Origin of the sequence: Escherichia sp. GZ89, assembly GCF_019366485.1 — a bacterium.
GTDB classification, from domain to species: domain Bacteria; phylum Pseudomonadota; class Gammaproteobacteria; order Enterobacterales; family Enterobacteriaceae; genus Escherichia; species Escherichia fergusonii.
In genome coordinates, this window is sequence record NZ_JAEOHX010000004.1 from 286,531 (window position 1) to 305,218 (window position 18,688).

The 18,688-nt window shown below is 49.7% G+C and carries 19 protein-coding genes; 5 read left to right on the forward strand and 14 right to left on the reverse strand.

Annotation, left to right across the window (positions count from 1 at the left end):
* Positions 1 to 71: 71 nt before the first annotated feature.
* From K0335_RS09670 to alr, 3 genes are read right to left on the reverse strand one after another with little or no spacing between them, the layout of a single operon-like run.
* Positions 72 to 1,082, reverse strand: coding sequence for an AAA family ATPase (locus K0335_RS09670; RefSeq protein ID WP_104919856.1), 1,011 nt, complete (start codon positions 1,080 to 1,082; stop codon positions 72 to 74).
* Complete coding sequence (pnuC, locus tag K0335_RS09675; RefSeq protein WP_000122232.1) at positions 1,082 to 1,636, reverse strand: nicotinamide riboside transporter PnuC; 555 nt, start codon at positions 1,634 to 1,636, stop codon at positions 1,082 to 1,084. The genes K0335_RS09670 and pnuC overlap by 1 nt, the downstream gene beginning before the upstream one ends.
* A 22-nt stretch (positions 1,637 to 1,658) precedes the next feature.
* Entirely contained in the window at positions 1,659 to 2,738 is a 1,080-nt protein-coding gene (alr, locus tag K0335_RS09680; protein ID WP_046082098.1) for an alanine racemase, read from the reverse strand.
* Between the two features lie 126 nt (positions 2,739 to 2,864).
* Here alr and K0335_RS09685 point away from each other — a divergent pair, with 126 nt between their 5' ends.
* Both K0335_RS09685 and K0335_RS09690 read left to right on the forward strand, forming a co-directional pair.
* Positions 2,865 to 3,425 (forward strand): hypothetical protein, encoded by a 561-nt coding sequence (locus K0335_RS09685; RefSeq protein ID WP_223665951.1) that lies wholly within the window; start codon positions 2,865 to 2,867, stop codon positions 3,423 to 3,425.
* A 45-nt stretch (positions 3,426 to 3,470) separates the two neighbouring features.
* Positions 3,471 to 3,998: a hypothetical protein gene (locus tag K0335_RS09690; protein ID WP_104919854.1), complete on the forward strand. Its 528-nt coding sequence runs from the start codon at positions 3,471 to 3,473 to the stop codon at positions 3,996 to 3,998.
* 31 nt (positions 3,999 to 4,029) lie between these two features.
* On the opposite strand, the gene dnaB is transcribed toward K0335_RS09690, so the two are convergent.
* Positions 4,030 to 5,445 (reverse strand): replicative DNA helicase, encoded by a 1,416-nt coding sequence (gene dnaB, locus K0335_RS09695; protein ID WP_002431749.1) that lies wholly within the window; start codon positions 5,443 to 5,445, stop codon positions 4,030 to 4,032.
* 502 nt (positions 5,446 to 5,947) lie between these two features.
* Between dnaB and K0335_RS09700 the strand changes: the two genes are divergently transcribed.
* On the forward strand, positions 5,948 to 6,931 hold the full coding sequence (locus K0335_RS09700) for a quinone oxidoreductase (protein WP_000985191.1): 984 nt from the start codon (positions 5,948 to 5,950) through the stop codon (positions 6,929 to 6,931).
* A 174-nt stretch (positions 6,932 to 7,105) separates the two neighbouring features.
* Here the strand turns inward: K0335_RS09700 and pspG are convergent, their stop codons facing one another.
* The gene (gene pspG / locus K0335_RS09705; protein ID WP_000891392.1) at positions 7,106 to 7,348 is read right to left on the reverse strand and encodes an envelope stress response protein PspG; all 243 of its coding nucleotides are present in this window, start codon (positions 7,346 to 7,348) and stop codon (positions 7,106 to 7,108) included.
* 134 nt (positions 7,349 to 7,482) lie between these two features.
* Positions 7,483 to 8,478, reverse strand: a complete 996-nt coding sequence (gene dusA, locus K0335_RS09710; protein WP_104919853.1) for a tRNA dihydrouridine(20/20a) synthase DusA — start codon at positions 8,476 to 8,478, stop codon at positions 7,483 to 7,485.
* 164 nt (positions 8,479 to 8,642) lie between these two features.
* Between dusA and zur the strand changes: the two genes are divergently transcribed.
* Positions 8,643 to 9,158: a zinc uptake transcriptional repressor Zur gene (gene zur / locus K0335_RS09715; protein ID WP_000426182.1), complete on the forward strand. Its 516-nt coding sequence runs from the start codon at positions 8,643 to 8,645 to the stop codon at positions 9,156 to 9,158.
* 50 nt (positions 9,159 to 9,208) lie between these two features.
* Here zur and K0335_RS09720 read toward each other — a convergent pair whose 3' ends face one another.
* The 4 genes from K0335_RS09720 to K0335_RS09735 form a co-directional block, all read right to left on the reverse strand.
* On the reverse strand, positions 9,209 to 9,418 hold the full coding sequence (locus K0335_RS09720; RefSeq protein ID WP_001030605.1) for a CsbD family protein: 210 nt from the start codon (positions 9,416 to 9,418) through the stop codon (positions 9,209 to 9,211).
* A gap of 131 nt (positions 9,419 to 9,549) precedes the next feature.
* Positions 9,550 to 10,875 (reverse strand): MATE family efflux transporter DinF, encoded by a 1,326-nt coding sequence (dinF, locus tag K0335_RS09725; RefSeq protein WP_000874974.1) that lies wholly within the window; start codon positions 10,873 to 10,875, stop codon positions 9,550 to 9,552.
* A 72-nt stretch (positions 10,876 to 10,947) separates the two neighbouring features.
* A complete protein-coding gene (gene lexA, locus K0335_RS09730; protein WP_000646099.1) occupies positions 10,948 to 11,556 on the reverse strand; it encodes a transcriptional repressor LexA in 609 nt (202 codons plus the stop codon).
* A gap of 109 nt (positions 11,557 to 11,665) precedes the next feature.
* The gene (locus tag K0335_RS09735; protein ID WP_000002903.1) at positions 11,666 to 12,034 is read right to left on the reverse strand and encodes a diacylglycerol kinase; all 369 of its coding nucleotides are present in this window, start codon (positions 12,032 to 12,034) and stop codon (positions 11,666 to 11,668) included.
* A gap of 170 nt (positions 12,035 to 12,204) precedes the next feature.
* On the opposite strand from K0335_RS09735, the gene plsB reads away from it, so the two are divergent.
* Positions 12,205 to 14,625, forward strand: coding sequence for a glycerol-3-phosphate 1-O-acyltransferase PlsB (gene plsB, locus K0335_RS09740; protein WP_000017352.1), 2,421 nt, complete (start codon positions 12,205 to 12,207; stop codon positions 14,623 to 14,625).
* A 55-nt stretch (positions 14,626 to 14,680) separates the two neighbouring features.
* On the opposite strand, the gene ubiA is transcribed toward plsB, so the two are convergent.
* The 4 genes from ubiA to K0335_RS09760 form a co-directional block, all read right to left on the reverse strand.
* The gene (gene ubiA / locus K0335_RS09745; protein ID WP_000455219.1) at positions 14,681 to 15,553 is read right to left on the reverse strand and encodes a 4-hydroxybenzoate octaprenyltransferase; all 873 of its coding nucleotides are present in this window, start codon (positions 15,551 to 15,553) and stop codon (positions 14,681 to 14,683) included.
* Positions 15,554 to 15,565: 12 nt separating this feature from the next.
* Positions 15,566 to 16,063 carry a chorismate lyase gene (gene ubiC / locus K0335_RS09750; RefSeq protein WP_104919852.1) on the reverse strand — a complete coding sequence of 166 codons (498 nt, stop codon included), beginning with the start codon at positions 16,061 to 16,063 and terminating at the stop codon, positions 15,566 to 15,568.
* A 177-nt stretch (positions 16,064 to 16,240) separates the two neighbouring features.
* A complete protein-coding gene (gene malM, locus K0335_RS09755; protein WP_000782489.1) occupies positions 16,241 to 17,173 on the reverse strand; it encodes a maltose operon protein MalM in 933 nt (310 codons plus the stop codon).
* Positions 17,174 to 17,279: 106 nt separating this feature from the next.
* The gene (locus tag K0335_RS09760) at positions 17,280 to 18,620 is read right to left on the reverse strand and encodes a maltoporin (RefSeq protein ID WP_046076453.1); all 1,341 of its coding nucleotides are present in this window, start codon (positions 18,618 to 18,620) and stop codon (positions 17,280 to 17,282) included.
* Positions 18,621 to 18,688 lie beyond the last annotated feature (68 nt).

An 18,688-nucleotide genomic window follows, 5' to 3' on the forward strand; every position in this document is an offset into this window, starting at 1 on the left:
TGGTTCTCCAGGTTTACAGGCAGGTAGTTAAAACACAATAAACCGGAAGCGGGAGAAGATCGAGAGGATGTTTAAAGTCTATCGGGTAGATGGTCGAGAATTTGTCTTAATCGTTCAGCCAACGAACCTGCAACGGAAAGATAAGGAATATTCCTGCGCGTTAATTCCATTTCATACCACGCCTGCTGACGCGCACGAAATGCTTCTCCTTGCCGGGTGCCATCTTGCATAAACGGAAATTCAGCACCGCAAAGCACGACCAGTGAATATTCCCGTTCTGCCAAACGATGTAACTCTTGTGGCGCATGACCATATTGATCAAGCATATAAAACAACGTTGTAAGGGGCGACGTATCACAAATAAGATAATGATTTGCTGAAGAATGTTGTTCCCGGCGTACCTGCTCACGAGCAATATGCAGCAAATCATTTCCAGTGAGGATACCGTTTTTCTCTTCCCAATACTCACGCCCAAATTCGGCGACATACGCCGTCCCAAGCACCTCCGCCAACGCTTTTGAAAGCGTGCTTTTACCTGTCGATTCCCCACCAAGCAGGCAGATCCGGTGAACAAAACTACGATATACGTCGTAGGCCAACATGTAGCGGTAACGGTGAACATCGGAACGAATCAGTGTTCCCGAAGGCGCTTCATCGCCAACAGGACGCTGCAATCGAATATGCTTAACAGGCTGTGCAAATCGCTGTGCCAGCACCTTAACGAAGCCATCTCCATAATCTTCCGCAGTAAAGACGGCTTGTGGACGACAATGTAATACTTGCAGGCATATCGTCGCGACATAATGGCGATGAATATCCTCATCTGCATCATTAGGCGGTATTGCAGTCAGGTTATAGCTCGCAACAAGTTCAGGAGTAAGGACCAGGATATTCGCTCGCGGGAAGCGTAATTGTAACCAACTCAACCGTTTCTCCGGTTCACAGCCTGGCATTTCTGGTACGGAATAACTGATGATGTATAACTCTTCACACTGCGCCAGTGCGGTATTAATCAACCGTTCATGACCACAGTGTAAGGGAGCGAACTTGCCGACCACCAGACCCGTTGAGAAAGGTTTCATTATGCCTGTAGCTCCTTGCGCCACTGATACAAACCATGCCAGGCGTTAATCCAGAACAAGAAATATAAACCCGCGGTCAAATTCAACCCACGTGTCATATACAGCGGTACTGCCAGGGTATTCACCGCTAACCAGACGTACCAGTTTTCGATACGTCTTCCCATCAACATGAATTGCGCCAGGACACTGAAGGTCAAAATCAGTGAGTCCAGCCAGGGGGCCCAGGCATTGGTAAAGGTGTGGAGTAAAAAGCCGTAGCCGCCTGCAACAACAACAGCACAAAGCAACAAGAGGAAAAAGTGTTTCGCATGTGTACGACGCACCGGCAAGATGTCGCCACCCTGACCTTTCAGCCAGTGGATCCAGCCAGTGATGCTGGTTGCAATGAAGAACAACTGGAGTGTCACATCAGCGTAGAGCTGCACGGACCAAAAAACCCAACCGTACAAAATGCAGCCAATAATGCCGATCCACCAGGTATGCACATTGTTTCTGGCGGCCAGCCAGACGGAAACCGCGTATGCCAGACACGCGGCGATTTCTGAATAAGACATTGTCCCTCCCTGGAGACGATTATTAATCCACGTATTTCATCGCTACCCTTGAGGTCAGGCGCGTAATAAGTTCGTAAGCACTTACTTTTGTCATTGCAGCGATACGCTCAACGGGTAACCCTTCACCCCACAGAATGACCGGATCTCCGGCTTTATCTTGCGCCTGCGGACCTAAATCCACACAGATCATATCCATTGCTACCCGACCGACAATGGGCACTTCTCGACCATTGACCAGTACCGGAGTACCAGACGGCGCAGCGCGCGGATAACCATCACCATAGCCCATTGCCACAACACCAAGACGGGTATCACGTTCGCTAATCCAGGTTCCGCCATAACCTACTGGTTCTCCGGCTTTATGCTCCCGTACGGCAATCAGACTGGAGGTTAAAGACATGACTGGCTGACAACCAAAATCCGCCCCGGTCGTGCCATCTTCCAGCGGCGAAACACCGTAAAGAATGATCCCCGGACGCGCCCAGTCAAAATGCGACTGTGGCCATAACAAAATGCCGCCTGATGCCGCAATTGAGCGTTGCCCCGGTTTACCTTCACAAAAGGTGTTGAAGATATCGAGCTGCTTTTCAGTCGCGCCGCTTTGCGGTTCATCGGCACGGGCGAAGTGACTGACAATGTTCACCGGCTGGCGGACATTTTTACACTGACTCAGACGCTGATAAAACGCCTCGGCCTGTTCCGGCAATACGCCCAGACGGTGCATTCCGGTATCGAGCTTCATCCAGACGGTGACAGGCTCTTTAAGCTCAGCGGCTTCGAGGGCGACAAGCTGCTCTTCATTATGGACTGCGGTTTGCAGATGTTCAGCGGAGATCGTCGGCAAATCGCCTGCTTCAAAAAAACCTTCCAGTAACAAAATAGGTTGCGTGATGCCCCCCGCTCGCAGCCGTAGGGCTTCTTCGAGACGGGCAACGCCAAAGGCGTCAGCATCGGGGAGCGTTCGCGCGGTCTCAATCAGACCGTGACCGTAGGCGTTCGCTTTCACCACCGCAACCAGTTTACTGGCGGGGGCCAGTTCACGCAGACGTTGCAGGTTGTGTCGCAGAGCGCGGCGGTTAATCAAAACAGTTGCCGCTTGCATTTGTATTCCTTTTTTTCAGGTTCTGCCCACCCGTGCAAAACCTCGCTAAACAGATAGGACCGGAGTATGCTATTCCACATCCAGGGATGGGTTTATAAACGGCAAGATGATATCGGATTTTCAGCCATGACAAAGATAAAATTTGTTTTCTTTTTTCTGCTAATCGCAGGTATAACGCCTGCCGCGACGGGGGCTTGCCCGGCGCAGACACCTGACGGTGTCGCAGATAAGTTTTACTCAACCTATGTTTTTTCTGATACCAGCTTTAAGAGTGAAAAAGACCAGCTGACATTTTTTCAGAAATACCTCACCCCCTCGCTTTATCAACTGATTGTTGGCGCGTATGACAGAAATAAACGCGACTACGCCATCGATCCCACGGCCAAACCTACTTTTGGTGACGGGATTATTTTCACGTCTTATCCTTCGGATAGTTACTATGAGAAATTTGATGGCGTGACACTACCGTCATCGTATAAACCTGGTGATAACAACGTCACTGTCGCCCTCCATTTTCATTTTACCGTTGATGATAAAAAGGCCTGGCAGGACGAAGCGCTAATGGCGCGTTCCGCTGATGATGGCTGTTGGCGGATCGACAATATCATATTCCACGAAGACGAAGATAACTCGGTTCTGAGCCTTAAAGAGTGGCTAAAAAAAGGGATTGAAAGCCCGGCGGAATAAAGCAGTTCAACGAACTCAGGAAAAGCATTTTACAAGGAGATAGTAATGACCCCAGACCTGGAACTACTCAAAAACAAACGTAATCAAATTAAAGAAATCATTGATGAGCTACAGCTTACATTAACCGACGATCCAAATTGGGATGCCCCTTCTGATAACAGTTATTTAAATGAAGAAGAACTCGCCATCCCTGAAATTCAGGATAATGTGACGGCAATAAAGGCGACGAATAAATTAATCAGCTGGTTTGGGCAAGATCATGAAGGTTTTGTCGGCTTATGGCGAGGTCCCAATACGATCCCCCTCGATAAAGCGCAAGTGGTTCGGCTGAATGATGAAGCTAACTATGAACTAGTCGCAGATACCGTGCCCAATTACCTGATGTTCACCTATTTTTATGGCGATGAAGATACTGAACAACATGAATACAATCGTGTTAAAAAATTACTGACTGATGCAGGATTCACCGTTGCTGGCGACATAGAAGCTATCTATGACAATATTGATTACGATAGTCTTCAACCTGAAGATTATAAAGAAGAGCAATATAATCAGGCCCAATCCCGCCGATAAAAATTTTGCCGGTGTTTAACCGGCAAATTGATTATTCATCGTCGTACTGCGGCCCTGCGTAATTATCGAAGCGTGACCACTGACCATTAAAGGTCAAACGTACCGTACCGATAGGGCCGTTACGTTGTTTACCGATAATAATTTCCGCGATGCCTTTTAAATCACTATTCTCGTGATAAACCTCATCACGGTAAATAAACATGATCAAGTCCGCATCCTGCTCGATGGAGCCGGATTCACGCAGGTCGGAGTTAACCGGGCGTTTGTCGGCACGCTGTTCCAGAGAACGGTTCAACTGTGAGAGCGCCACCACGGGCACATTGAGTTCTTTCGCCAGGGCTTTTAATGAGCGGGAGATCTCAGCAATTTCCAGAGTACGGTTATCGGAAAGTGCCGGTACACGCATCAACTGCAAGTAGTCGATCATAATAAGCCCGATGCCGCCGTGTTCACGGGCAATGCGGCGGGCGCGGGAGCGCACTTCTGTGGGCGTCAGGCCGGAGGAATCATCAATATAGATATTACGTTTTTCCAGCAAAATGCCCATCGTGCCGGAAATGCGCGCCCAGTCTTCATCATCCAGTTGCCCGGTACGGATTTTAGTCTGGTCAACGCGCGACAGCGACGCCAGAGAACGCATCATAATCTGTTCCGATGGCATCTCCAGCGAGAAGATAAGCACCGGTTTATCCTGCAACATCGCCGCATTTTCGACGAGGTTCATCGCAAATGTCGTTTTACCCATCGACGGACGTGCTGCAACAATGATCAAATCCGACGGCTGCAGGCCAGCGGTTTTTTTGTTCAGATCGTCATAGCCAGTATTTACCCCCGTCACGCCATCGTGCGGCTGTTGGAACAACTGCTCAATACGCGCGACGGTTGCGTCGAGTACATCGGCGATATTCTTCGGTCCTTCGTCTTTGTTCGCCCGACTTTCGGCAATTTTAAAGACGCGAGACTCAGCCAGGTCCAGCAGGTCTTCACTGGTACGCCCCTGCGGATCAAAACCGGCTTCGGCAATCTCGTTAGCAACGGAAATCATCTCGCGAACAACGGCACGTTCGCGCACGATGTCGGCATAAGCGCTGATGTTCGCCGCACTTGGGGTGTTTTTTGACAGTTCAGCCAGATAAGCAAAACCACCGACGCTATCAAGTTGCCCCTGGCGCTCCAGTGATTCCGCCAGTGTTATCAGATCAATCGGGCTACCGCCTTCCTGCAAACGCGCCATTTCGGTAAAGATATGGCGATGCGGTCGGGTGTAGAAATCATCCGCGACAACGCGCTCAGCCACATCATCCCAGCGTTCATTATCCAGCATTAAACCGCCCAACACTGATTGCTCCGCTTCAATCGAGTGCGGAGGCACTTTCAGCCCGGCAACTTGAGGATCGCGCTCGCGGTTATCAGTCTGTTGTTTGTTGAAAGGTTTATTGCCTGCCATAACGAATGGTGTTACCTGCTGTTGAATGGGGGACAAGAGAGTATAGCGAGAAACAGTTTCTCGCTACAGCATTTAACGTCCCCGCTTTCCGGTGGATATGAGAATTGGCCAGGTCGGTCGACAGACAAAGTGGCTCACCAGCATGTCACAATGGCGTATCTATAAGATCATACTCATCCAGAAGCAAAACAACGGCAAAGGAAAAAATCACCGTACTAATAAGTCTGCATATTGTCTTGATTGGCTTTGATTTGAAGCTATTTCCCAAAAGCCATATTAGTCCTGCAACCAGGATAAGGACCAAACCAAATGTTATAACTAAACTCGAGAAATCTAACAATCCACCACTCATTATCACCACTCCCTGGATTTATTGACCTCATCAGCTTATCAGTTTCCTTTCCAGCCGATGCAACTAACTTCTGGGTATAAATAATTACCCGTACTTAAGTTCTTACTGTTAGGCTTATTGGGTAATTTCCGCACAGTACAGGAGCGAACGATGGCAATAAAAATCGAATTTCACCAACATGGTGGCCCGGAAGTTCTGCAAACCGTGGAGTTCACTCCTACCGATCCGGCAGAGAATGAAATCCAGGTAGAAAACAAAGCCATCGGCGTTAATTTTATCGACACGTATATCCGTAGTGGTCTTTATCCGCCACCGTCTATGCCCAGTGGATTAGGTACAGAAGCGGCGGGGGTAGTGAGCAAGGTCGGTCGCGGCGTGAAGCATATCAAAGCCGGTGATCGCGTGGTTTATGCGCAGTCGGCACTGGGCGCATACAGCTCCGTACATAATGTTAATGCCGATAAAGCCGCAATTCTGCCAGCAGCCATTTCTTTTGAACAGGCAGCCGCGTCGTTCCTGAAAGGCTTAACGGTGTTTTATCTGCTGCGTAAAACCTATGAAATAAAACCTGACGAACAATTTCTGTTTCATGCTGCTGCGGGCGGAGTCGGTCTGATCGCCTGCCAGTGGGCGAAGGCATTAGGGGCCAAACTTATCGGCACTGTTGGTACAGCGCAAAAAGCACAGAGCGCGTTAAAAGCAGGAGCGTGGCAGGTTATTAATTATCGCGAAGAGAATCTGGTCGAGCGAGTCAAAGAGATTACTGGCGGCAAGAAACTCCGTGTGGTCTATGACTCGGTAGGTAAAGATACCTGGGAGGCGTCGCTCGAATGCCTGCAACGTCGTGGTCTGATGGTCAGTTTTGGTAACTCTTCTGGCGCAGTAACCGGGGTTAATTTAGGGATTTTGAATCAGAAAGGTTCGTTGTATGTGACGCGCCCTTCCCTGCAAGGCTATATCACCACGCGAGATGAATTGAGCGAAGCCAGCAATGAGCTATTTTCATTGATTGCCAGCGGCGTGATTAAAGTGGATGTTGCGGATGCGCAAAAATATCCGCTTACTGAGGCGCAGCGTGCCCATGAAGTTCTGGAAAGCCGGGCGACACAAGGCTCCAGTTTATTGATTCCTTGAGTATTGTAGAAAGAAATTGGGCTTCCACCTGGGAAGCCCTTTCTTTTTTAGTTCGGCTGTATGTAGGGTACAGCTCGATGAATTTGTTTGACGCGCAATAGTGACAGATTTAATTATCAATTCCTATTTTGTTCTAAGGGCAAAAACTGAGGTTGTGATCCTCCGCACAATCCCTTAGTAACGCCAGCGGTTATTGCGCTGATATTGTGGCAATTTTGGCGATTTAATCGCCCTGATAACCCACACTATCGCAACGGCTAACAACAACCACGGCAATAACTTAATCATCAGTGCCAGCATACCGCCCAAAAACATAAATGCGGTCGCCACTGCCAGGGCAGCAATTACCCCGAGAAAAGAGACGCCGGTGACCAGCAACATGACAAAGAAGCCAATCACAAAAAGTAGTTCCAGCATGATGTTCTCCCAAAAATGAAATCTCTTGCTGGCGTTACAAGAATCATGCCAACAAATAATCTATTGATTTATAAACAAAACGCCCCGCGAGTTAACGCAGGGCGTGGTGAATTTGACTAAGTTTTGGTTAAAAATTAACGCTTATCTGCAACCAGCTTTAAAGCATGTTCCAGTACGTTAATATCCGCGCCGGGTTTATGGGCGTTTTCGCTTAAATAACGCCGCCATTGACGTGCTCCTGGAATCCCCTGGAACAGCCCCAGCATATGCCGCGTGATATGCCCCAGATACGTTCCCTGGCTAAGTTCACGTTCAATGTAGGGGTACATTGCTCGCACCACTGCGACCGGATCAGCATCTGTATCTGTAGAAGCAAAAATTTCTCGATCTACCGCCGCCAGAATACCAGGATTCTGATAAGCCTCACGCCCGACCATTACGCCATCCATATGCTGCAGATGCATTTTGGCTTCCTCCAGCGACTTGATCCCGCCGTTAATCGACATTGTTAAATGGGGGAAATCGCGCTTCAGCTGATAGACACGAGAATAATCAAGTGGCGGGATCTCCCTGTTTTCTTTCGGGCTTAAACCGGAAAGCCAGGCTTTACGGGCGTGGATGATAAACATCTCACACTCACCCTTACCGGAAACGGTGTTGATAAAATCACAAAGAAATTCGTAGCTGTCCTGGTCGTCAATACCAATACGCGTTTTCACCGTCACCGGAATCGACACCACATCACGCATCGCTTTAACGCAGTCCGCCACCAGCTGCGCGTTACCCATCAGGCACGCACCAAACATACCGTTCTGTACGCGATCAGACGGGCAGCCCACATTGAGGTTGATTTCATCATATCCACGCGCTTCCGCCAGTTTCGCACACTGTGCCAGCGCCGCCGGATCGCTACCACCCAGTTGCAATGCCACCGGATGCTCTTCTTCGCTGTATGCCAGGTAATCACCTTTACCGTGAATAATCGCCCCCGTGGTCACCATCTCGGTATAGAGCAGCGTATTACGAGAGAGCAGACGCAAGAAATAACGGCAATGCCTGTCTGTCCAGTCGAGCATCGGAGCAATGGAGAAACGGTATGCGGGATAAGCGGTTTGTGATTCTGCTGACATGGCGATTTTTTAATCATTTGGTAAATGGGGGCGCTACTATAGCATAACGATTAAGCCAGAAGGCAATGCTCTGGTGAAGGGCTTGAGTAACCGGGGATCTCGGCGTTTAACAGAGAACATGATAAAGTAAGGACTTCCTTATTTCCCATATTTTGAGGTGCTAAATGGAAATGACCACAACGCAGGAGTTACTGGCGCAGGCTGAAAAACTCTGCAGCCAGCGTAATGTGCGCCTGACTCCGCAGCGCCTCGAAGTGCTACGTCTGATGAGCCTCCAGGAAGGCGCTATCAGTGCTTACGATCTATTGGATTTATTGCGCGAATCCGAACCACAAGCCAAACCACCGACGGTTTATCGTGCACTGGATTTTCTGCTGGAGCAGGGATTTGTACATAAGGTGGAATCCACCAACAGCTATGTACTCTGCCATCTGTTTGATCAGCCGACCCATACGTCTGCGATGTTTATTTGCGATCGTTGTGGCGCGGTGAAAGAAGAGTGTGCGGAAGGTGTGGAAGATATTATGCATACTCTGGCGGCAAAAATGGGCTTTGCCTTGCGGCATAATGTGATTGAAGCACATGGATTATGTGCAGCGTGTGTTGAAGTTGAAGCGTGTCGTCATCCTGAAAAGTGCCAGCACGACCATTCCATTCAGGTGAAGAAAAAGCCGCGCTAACAACATTGTCTTACAGAGGGAGTACATCCTTGTACTTACAGGCATGAGGGTTACCAGCGATAGTCGTTACGGGTTTCCCAGTCTACGACCTCTTTTTCCGCCTGATCTTTCTGATAGCCATAACGTTCCTGGATTTTCCCCACCAGCTGATCGCGTTTGCCCTCAATGACCGTCATATCATCATCGGTCAGTTTGCCCCATTGCTCTTTCACTTTACCTTTCAACTGTTTCCAGTTACCGCCGACTTCGTCTTTATTCATATTCAAGTCCTCATCGTTAGGTTGTGAATAGCGAGAGTATTGCGTCCAACATCGCTATGTTTTCTGCTGAACGTGAGATTAAGTGTAGTCAGGAATCTGGAATCAGAATTATTTATCAGAATTTTTAACCATCACGTTTCTGCAAACCAAGTGCCATTACACCAGTGACGACGCCAGATATAAGCCAGAGAAAGCCCTCGCAGTGCCAAAAATACGGTTAATGCCAGCCACAAACCATGATTACCCAGCCACGGTAAGGTCAGTAACGTAAGCGCGAATCCTGCTGCTGCGACCGCCATACTATTGCGCATTTCGGCGGCGCGTGTTGCACCAATAAACATGCCATCCAGCAGATAACACCAGACCCCCACCAGCGGCAAAATGACTTGCCAGAAAAGATAATGATCGGCCAGTTGTTGGATCTGGGTTAACGAGGTCAGTAAGGCAATGATATGTTCACCCGCCAGCAAATAAATCACAGAAAACAGCAACGCTACGATCCCCGACTGGCGGCACGCTGCACGCCAGACCTCCAGTAGCTGGCTCCCGTCGCGTGCACCGTACGCCTGACCTGAATGCGCTTCAACCGCGTAGGCAAAACCATCCAGCGCATAGGCGGTAAAGGTGAGTAGCGTCATCAGGACCGCGTTGACGGCGATAATGTCACTTCCCAGTCGCGCGCCAAGAACCGTTATTGCGCCAAAACAGAGTTGTAACAATAACGAACGCAGCATGATATCGCGGTTAAGTGCCAGCAGGCGGCGGAAGTTGCCTCGCCAGGCTGTTTTCAGCATTTCACCGGAGATACCGCGTAGTTTGAGGATTTTACGCACCATTAGCAGACCAATCAGCAATGTTGCATATTCCGCAATAACCGTCGCCAGCGCCGCGCCCTGCACGTTCATATGAAGCCCCATCACCAGCCAGATATCGAGCACAATGTTGAGGATATTACCGACCACCAGCAGAACAACCGGCGCACGGGCATATTGCACGCCAAGTAACCAGCCAAGTAATACCAGATTAGCCAGTGATGCCGGAGCACTTAACCAACGGATTTCCAGAAAGCGTCGTGCCTGTTCCAGTACAGCCTCACTGCCACCGACAATATGTAAAGCAAGAGCGATTATCGGTGTGCGTAACAGAGCAATTAATGCTCCAGCCCCTAATGCCAGCAACAGCGGTTGCACCAGTGCTCGTGCTAAAGCCTGAGGATTTTTTGCACCATAAGCCTGGGCGGTAAGACCGGTGGTGCTCATACGCAAAAACAACAGCAACATAAAGAGAAAGCTGGTCGCCGTTGCCCCTACAGCCACACCGCCCAAATAAACCGGACTATCAAGATGACCAATAACTGCCGTATCGACCAGACCCAGTAACGGGACGGTGATATTGGAGAAGATCATGGGTAAGGCAAGATGCCAGAGTGCTTTATCAGATGAGGTAAGGAATGCCATGCAGACAAGCCTGATGAGAAGAAGTGAAAAACAGACCGCGATGCCTGATGCATCGCGGTATTAAAAGCTTGATTACAGCCAGTCGCCGTTGCGAATTACGCCTACAGCCAGACCTTCAATAGTGAAATTCTGTTGACGAAGATCGACAACAATAGGTTTGAATTCACTATTTTCTGGCAGGAGTTCGACTTTGTTACCCTGTTTTTTCAAACGCTTAACGGTAACTTCGTCATCAATACGCGCCACAACGACCTGGCCATTACGTACGTCCTGTGTTTTATGTACTGCCAGCAGGTCGCCGTCCATAATACCAATGTCTTTCATCGACATGCCGCTAACGCGAAGTAAGAAGTCCGCATTGGGTTTAAAGAGAGAAGGATCGACCTGATAATGGCCTTCAATATGCTGTTGTGCCAGAAGTGGTTCACCAGCAGCTACACGCCCAACCAGCGGCAGCCCCTCTTCTTCTTCCTGCAACAGTCGGATACCACGCGAAGCACCAGAAACAATTTCAATGACGCCTTTACGTGCCAGCGCCTTCAGATGTTCTTCAGCAGCGTTTGGGGAACGAAACCCCAAGCGCTGCGCAATTTCCGCACGCGTCGGTGGCATACCTGTCTGGCTGATGTGATCCCGAATGAGATCAAACACCTCTTGCTGCCTGACCGTTAACGCTTTCATTTCGCCCCCTGGGTGTATATACAGTTATGCTGTGAGTATATACAGCGAAAGGCGAATTTGGAATCACAAAATACACGATAAACGAGAGTTTTAGCGAAATCTGGAAGCATTATCGGAAATGCGACCATAACAGGATGCCCCAGGTTATCAGTGCGACGATAATAGAAAGTAAAACGGCGGCAGACCCCATATCTTTGGCTCGCCCGGAAAGTTCGTGATATTCAGAACCAATGCGGTCAACCACTGCTTCGATCGCACTGTTAAGGATTTCGACAATCATCACCAGCATTACTGAACCAATTAATAATACGCGGGTAATCGCATCGACATCCAGCCAGCAGGCGATGACCACGCCTAGCAATACTGCGACGCTCTCCTGGCGAAATGCTGCTTCATTAACCCATGCAGCACGAAAACCTTTCCAGGAATAACCTGCTGCTTTGATAATCCGGGTGAATCCAGTGGTATTATTGGCCATTGAAAGAACCTTTTTGCTTTATTAGCGTCAATAAAAAAGAACTGTTTACCCGTGTAATTCGGGTGACAACAACGCGACGCGAAGGTTGAAGGGATACAACAGAATTTCAACCGACTTTCTGCTATCCTTGCGGCGCATTTGCATTATTAACCAGAGGCTTTACATCGTTTATGTCCGGCTGGCCACGAATTTACTACAAATTACTGAATTTACCATTAAGCATCCTGGTAAAAAGCAAGTCTATTCCGGCAGATCCTGCCCCGGAACTGGGGCTCGATACCTCTCGTCCAATTATGTACGTTTTACCGTACAACTCAAAAGCGGATTTGCTGACCCTACGTGCCCAGTGTCTGGCGCACGATCTCCCTGACCCGTTAGATCCACTGGAGATCGACGGTACGCTGCTGCCTCGCTATGTCTTTATTCACGGCGGTCCACGCGTGTTCACTTATTACACGCCAAAAGAAGAGTCGATCAAGCTGTTTCACGACTATCTCGACTTACACCGCAGTAACCCCAATCTCGACGTCCAGATGGTGCCAGTATCGGTAATGTTTGGTCGTTCACCAGGGCGTGAAAAAGGCGAAGTTAATCCACCATTGCGTATGCTCAACGGTGTGCAAAAATTCTTTGCTGTTCTGTGGTTAGGCCGTGACAGCTTTGTGCGTTTCTCGCCGTCCGTTTCTTTACGCCATATGGCAGATGAACACGGCACGGATAAAACTATTGCTCAGAAACTGGCACGTGTCGCGCGTATGCACTTCGCTCGTCAGCGACTTGCAGCAGTTGGCCCGCGCCTGCCTGCCCGTCAGGATCTGTTTAATAAACTGCTCGCCTCCCGTGCGATCGCCAAAGCGGTAGAAGACGAAGCGCGTAGCAAGAAAATCTCCCATGAAAAAGCGCAGCAAAATGCCGTCGCATTGATGGAAGAGATCGCAGCTAACTTCTCTTATGAGATGATCCGTCTTACCGACCGTATTCTCGGTTTTACCTGGAACCGTCTCTATCAGGGCATTAATGTTCATAATGCCGAGCGTGTACGGCAACTGGCGCACGATGGTCATGAAATTGTTTATGTGCCGTGCCATCGCAGCCATATGGACTACTTGCTGCTTTCCTATGTGTTATATCACCAGGGGCTGGTACCGCCACATATTGCCGCCGGGATTAACCTGAACTTCTGGCCAGCAGGGCCGATTTTCCGCCGTCTGGGGGCGTTTTTTATCCGCCGTACCTTTAAGGGCAATAAACTCTACTCTACTGTATTCCGTGAATATCTGGGTGAGCTGTTTAGCCGTGGCTATTCTGTAGAGTATTTTGTTGAAGGGGGCCGTTCACGTACTGGTCGTCTGCTGGACCCGAAAACCGGTACGTTGTCGATGACCATTCAGGCAATGTTGCGTGGCGGTACTCGTCCTATTACCTTAGTGCCGATTTACATCGGTTATGAGCACGTGATGGAGGTGGGCACCTACGCGAAAGAACTGCGTGGGGCAACCAAAGAGAAAGAGAACATGGCGCAGATGCTGCGTGGTCTAAGCAAGCTGCGTAATCTCGGTCAGGGCTATGTCAATTTTGGCGAACCCATTCCGTTGATGACCTATCTCAACCAGCACGTACCAGAATGGCGCGAATCTATCGACCCGATCGAAGCGGTGCGTCCGGCCTGGTTAACACCGACGGTAAATAACATTGCTGCCGATTTGATGGTGCGTATTAATAACGCCGGGGCGGCTAACGCCATGAACCTGTGTTGTACTGCGTTACTGGCATCTCGTCAGCGTTCACTTACCCGTGAGCAATTGACCGAGCAGTTAGATTGCTATCTTGATCTGTTACGCAATGTGCCGTACTCCCCCGATGCGACTGTACCTTCTGCCAGCGCCAGTGAACTGATTGACCACGCGCTGCAGATGAATAAGTTTGAGGTGGAGAAAGACACCATTGGTGACATCATCATTCTGCCGCGTGAACAGGCAGTGTTGATGACCTATTACCGCAACAACATTGCACATATGCTGGTACTGCCTTCGTTGATGGCAGCAATTGTCACGCAGCACCGTCACATCTCCCGTGAGGCATTGTTGCACCACGTTGAAGTGCTGTACCCAATGCTGAAAGCTGAGCTGTTCCTGCGTTGGGATCGCGACGAATTACCAGATGTTATTGATGCACTGGCGCGTGAGATGGCGCGTCAAGGGCTGATTACCCTGCAAAATGACGAGTTGCAAATTAATCCTTCACACTCCCGCACATTGCAGTTGCTGGCCGCTGGTGCACGCGAAACATTGCAGCGTTATGCCATCACTTTCTGGCTGCTAAGCGCTAATCCGGCAATCAACCGCAGTTCGCTGGAGAAAGAGAGTCGCACCGTGGCGCAACGTCTGTCAGTGTTGCATGGCATTAACGCGCCGGAGTTCTTCGACAAAGCAGTGTTCAGTTCTCTGGTACTGACTCTGCGTGATGAAGGTTACATCAGCGATAGTGGCGACGCCGAACCGGCAGAGACATTGAAGGTGTATCAGATGCTGGCGGAGTTGATTACGTCTGATGTGCGTCTGACGATTGAAAGTGCGACGCAGGGCGAGTAAATCAAGATAATAAAAAACCGGTCAAGTGACCGGTTTTTTTATTAAATTAACAAAATTAAAAATGCCAGTAACTCATTGCCAGCCCTAAAAACAGCACCAGGCCAACATAGTTATTATTCATAAACGCCTTAAAACAGGCTTCACGCTCACGGTTGGCAATCAGCTTTTGTTGATAAACAAACAGACCACCTGCAACCAGAATCGACCAGTAATAGCCCCAGTCCAGGCCGTTAAGCCAACCAATCAGCGCCATTAATACCATCACGCCAATCTGTAATACGCCGATAATAAATTTATCGTATTGCCCAAACAGGATCGCCGTGGATTTAATGCCAATTTTAACATCGTCATCGCGGTCAACCATCGCGTACTGAGTATCATAAGCCACTGCCCAAAGGATATTCGCAAGGAACATCAACCAGCAGCTAAGCGGCACCGACTCACTAACCGCAGCAAAAGCCATAGGGATCGACCAACCAAATGCCGCGCCCAATACCACTTGCGGTAAATGCGTGTAGCGCTTCATAAATGGGTAAACCCAGGCCAGTGCCAGTGCGGCTACAGATAACAGAATCGTCATCGTGTTCAGTGTCAGTACCAGCAAAAATGCCAGCAGCACCAACACCACAAACAACGTCCGGGCTTCTTTTTCGGTTACCGCACCGCTGGGCAACGGTCGGTTTGCGGTGCGTTTAACATGACCGTCAAATTTACGGTCAGCATAATCGTTAACCACACACCCGGCGGCCCGCATTAGCCAGACTCCAGCCACAAATACTGCCAGAATCCACAATGGTGGCACGCCTGGTGTAGCCACCCAAAGTGCCCACAGGGTTGGCCAGAGCAGTAGTAACGCGCCAATTGGCTTATCCGTACGCATTAAGCGGTGAAACGCCAACAGCTTATTCTGCGTCAGACTCCACTCCATCTTTATTTCCTCTTAGTACAACGGTGATGCAGGCAAAAACAGTTCAGTAAGCATCAGGGGCTTACCGCTTAACCGCAGACGTGAACGCCGCCCCCATAGCTCTGCATCACAACCAATCTCAATAAAATCACGGCTCAACGTTGATGATGTAAACAGGTAGCGCCCCAACGGGGTCTTACCCAGTTTTTGTAATGCCAGTTCAGGGCCAGATAACGTTGATTCTGGCACCACAGTGCGCCCCGCAAGCCAGGGTTCACCATCTGCGCAAAGTAAAATTTCCCGCAGCCAGTAGCGAGGCTCTTGCGGCAACTGCGATAACTCCAGGGCAACATCTTGTTGCCCGACAAAGCCTTCGCGGATTACTGTCACGCTCACCTTTTTTCCCTGCTGCTCAAAACGTTTGGTCATGGAATCTTCCAGTAATAACCAGTCGAGTTGTGCGGGATCAAGCGCCGGAATCTCAGCAAAATAGCGCAGCGCACGCAGTTGCGTTAACGCGGGATGTGACATGCGAACTCTCCGTTCTATAACGTGAAGGCATTGTATCGCAGAAAAGAGATTACGGGAGAAGGAAACAAAATTAAGTGATCTATTGCGCAACAAAAACGCAACAATCGCAAAAAATGATAAAAAAAGGTGCGCCAGAAGACGCACCAGTTGTTGCAAAATCAGCACTGCGGGGAGTGGTTACCCCTTGCCTTTTACACTGCTGATAAAAGTGGAACGGGCAGAGGTCGAGCCCAGACGTTCAGCTTCATCAAGCAGTTTCAGCGCTTTATCGACATCACCTTTTGCCACCGCCTCTTTGATCGCCTGATTAAAATAGCTTTCGGTATCTGTCAGCATCGGTTCGCTTTTCTTCGCTGGTGCTGGCGTTGCTGTCGGTGCTGGTGCTGCATAAGCAGGTGCAGCAGTGTTGCCTACAGTGACCGGCCCCGGACCGGAAGAACCAAACAGTGGCCCAACCAGAACGCTGGAGCTGCTATTGGTTTTCACTTTCAGTTTCAGCAAACCATCAGTGGTATGGCGGGCAATCGGATCAGGAATATCCGGTACGGCGTTACCCACGCCTTTGGCATAGGCTTTTGCCGGATCAATCAGTTTCGTGGTTTGCTGGAGATCTTTCTCAGTAGTAAAGACCAAAACATAAATTTTCTGCTGACCCAAAGCAGGCGTCAGGCGCATTACCCCTTCAAGACGATCGGCGCTCATTACACCAGGCTCCTGGTAGGTAAAATAGCTGCTGGGGAAGTAAGCAGAAGGCGTCATGTTCTGATCAAGAATTAATACGTTCGGTGCAAATACGCTGGTTTGCTTATTCACTTCGCTGGTCAGCGTCAAAGTCAGTTCACCGATATTAGCCGGTACGCTGTACGCCGCAACCGGGCCGCTGATACCTGCTACGTTCAGTTGTTGGCCGCCCGTTGCCAACTGTGTGGTCTGGACTTTAGCTTGATCGACGGGCGTCCAGGTCAGTTGTTGCAGCGCAGCGGTGGGAATGGCGGGGGCATCGCTGGTGTTTTGCGGTACGTAGTTAACGTCTGCCAGAGTGATTCCCGGTGCGCCAGCCAATAGCCCTACAGATAAACAAAGGGCGACGAGACTTTTTTTCATTTTCATTGTTATCACCTCAGAAAGCGGGGGTCAGGCGGTAGCCAGGCAATAGCGCGCCAAACCCGATAAACAGAGGGGCTTACGCCCCTCATCAGGTCAGGTTAGTGCGTTATTACCACCAGATTTCCATCTGGGCACCGAAGGTCCACTCGTCGCTGTCGCCACGACCGAAGCTACCGCCTTCGAAATTCGCCGGAACGGCTTTGCCGTAGTTCGGGTTAGTTTTGGAGCTACCGTTGTAGTCATAACCCCATTTCTCATCCCACTTGGCGTAGGTGGCGAAGACACGAATAGCCGGACGCGACCAGATGCTGTCGCCAGCCTGCCATTGTTGAGCAAGGGTGATTTTGTACTGGTTGTTCTTGTCGCCAGTGCGTTGGGATTCGACGTTGTCGTAGCCCACTTCCAGCAGGGTACTCATGATCGGCGTCCACTTGTACATCGGACGAATACCGACCGTCCACCATTTGGTGCCGTTGTCGTTATCCCAATTGATATCCTGGTACATACCTACGTACATCATGTCCCAGTTGTCGCCCAGGGAGATTGCACCGTGGTCGAGGATACGCAACAAATGACCGTTGTTGTTAATGTTGTAAGCAAAGTGCTCGTTATCAAACGCGACGCCCGAGCCCTGGTTCAGACCTTTACCCTGAGACGTCATTGCGTCAGTTGCGTACTGAACAACAAACTTGTTGAAGCCTTTTAACATGCTCTGGGTATGTTCAGCAGTGAACATCCAGCCGTCTTTAGAAGCGCCATCAACCAGACGATAATCATCACGTAAGTTTGCACGACCATAATCCACACCCAGTTCTAAAGTACCGCCTGGGTTGATTTCCATTTGTGCTAAACGTACGTCGAACACATCGTTCGCGGTCTCGTTAACATAATCGTAGATATTATCGCTGGCGAAAGAGGAAGAACCGCCCGCTTCAGAAGAACGCGTAGCTGCCAGAGAAAGTTTACCGAAACCGAGATCGATGTTTTCCAGACCAGCACCAGGACCTGAAATATCCCAGTAGTAGAAGTCGATCATATGAACGTCATGACGTTGGTAGAAGCGTTTACCTGCCCAGATGGTGGCACCCGGCAGCGCGTCGATCAGGTTTTTACCCTGAACGTTCGCTTCACGGAAGGCCGGGCTGGTAGCTTCCCAGTCGTTTTGCTGTGCTACGGAATAGGCTACGTTGGTATCGAAGTAGAAACTCTTATCGCCTTCTTTCCACACTTCCTGGCCCAGTTTCAATTCCGCATAGGTTTCACATTCGTTACCAAGACGGTATTTACTTTGTGCACCAGTGGTCTGGAAACACTGTTGTTCACCGCCACTACCCGTCCAGCCAATACCGGAACGAGCGTAACCGTGGAAATCCACGGCCATTGCCTGAACAGACATCATGCCTGCTGCGACGGCAACTGCCAGGGGGAGTTTGCGCAGAGTTGTCATCATTCTATCTCCTGAGATCATTGCTTTTCTTTTTTTACACATCGCCTTGTAGAGACGTTGTGTCTGTTGTG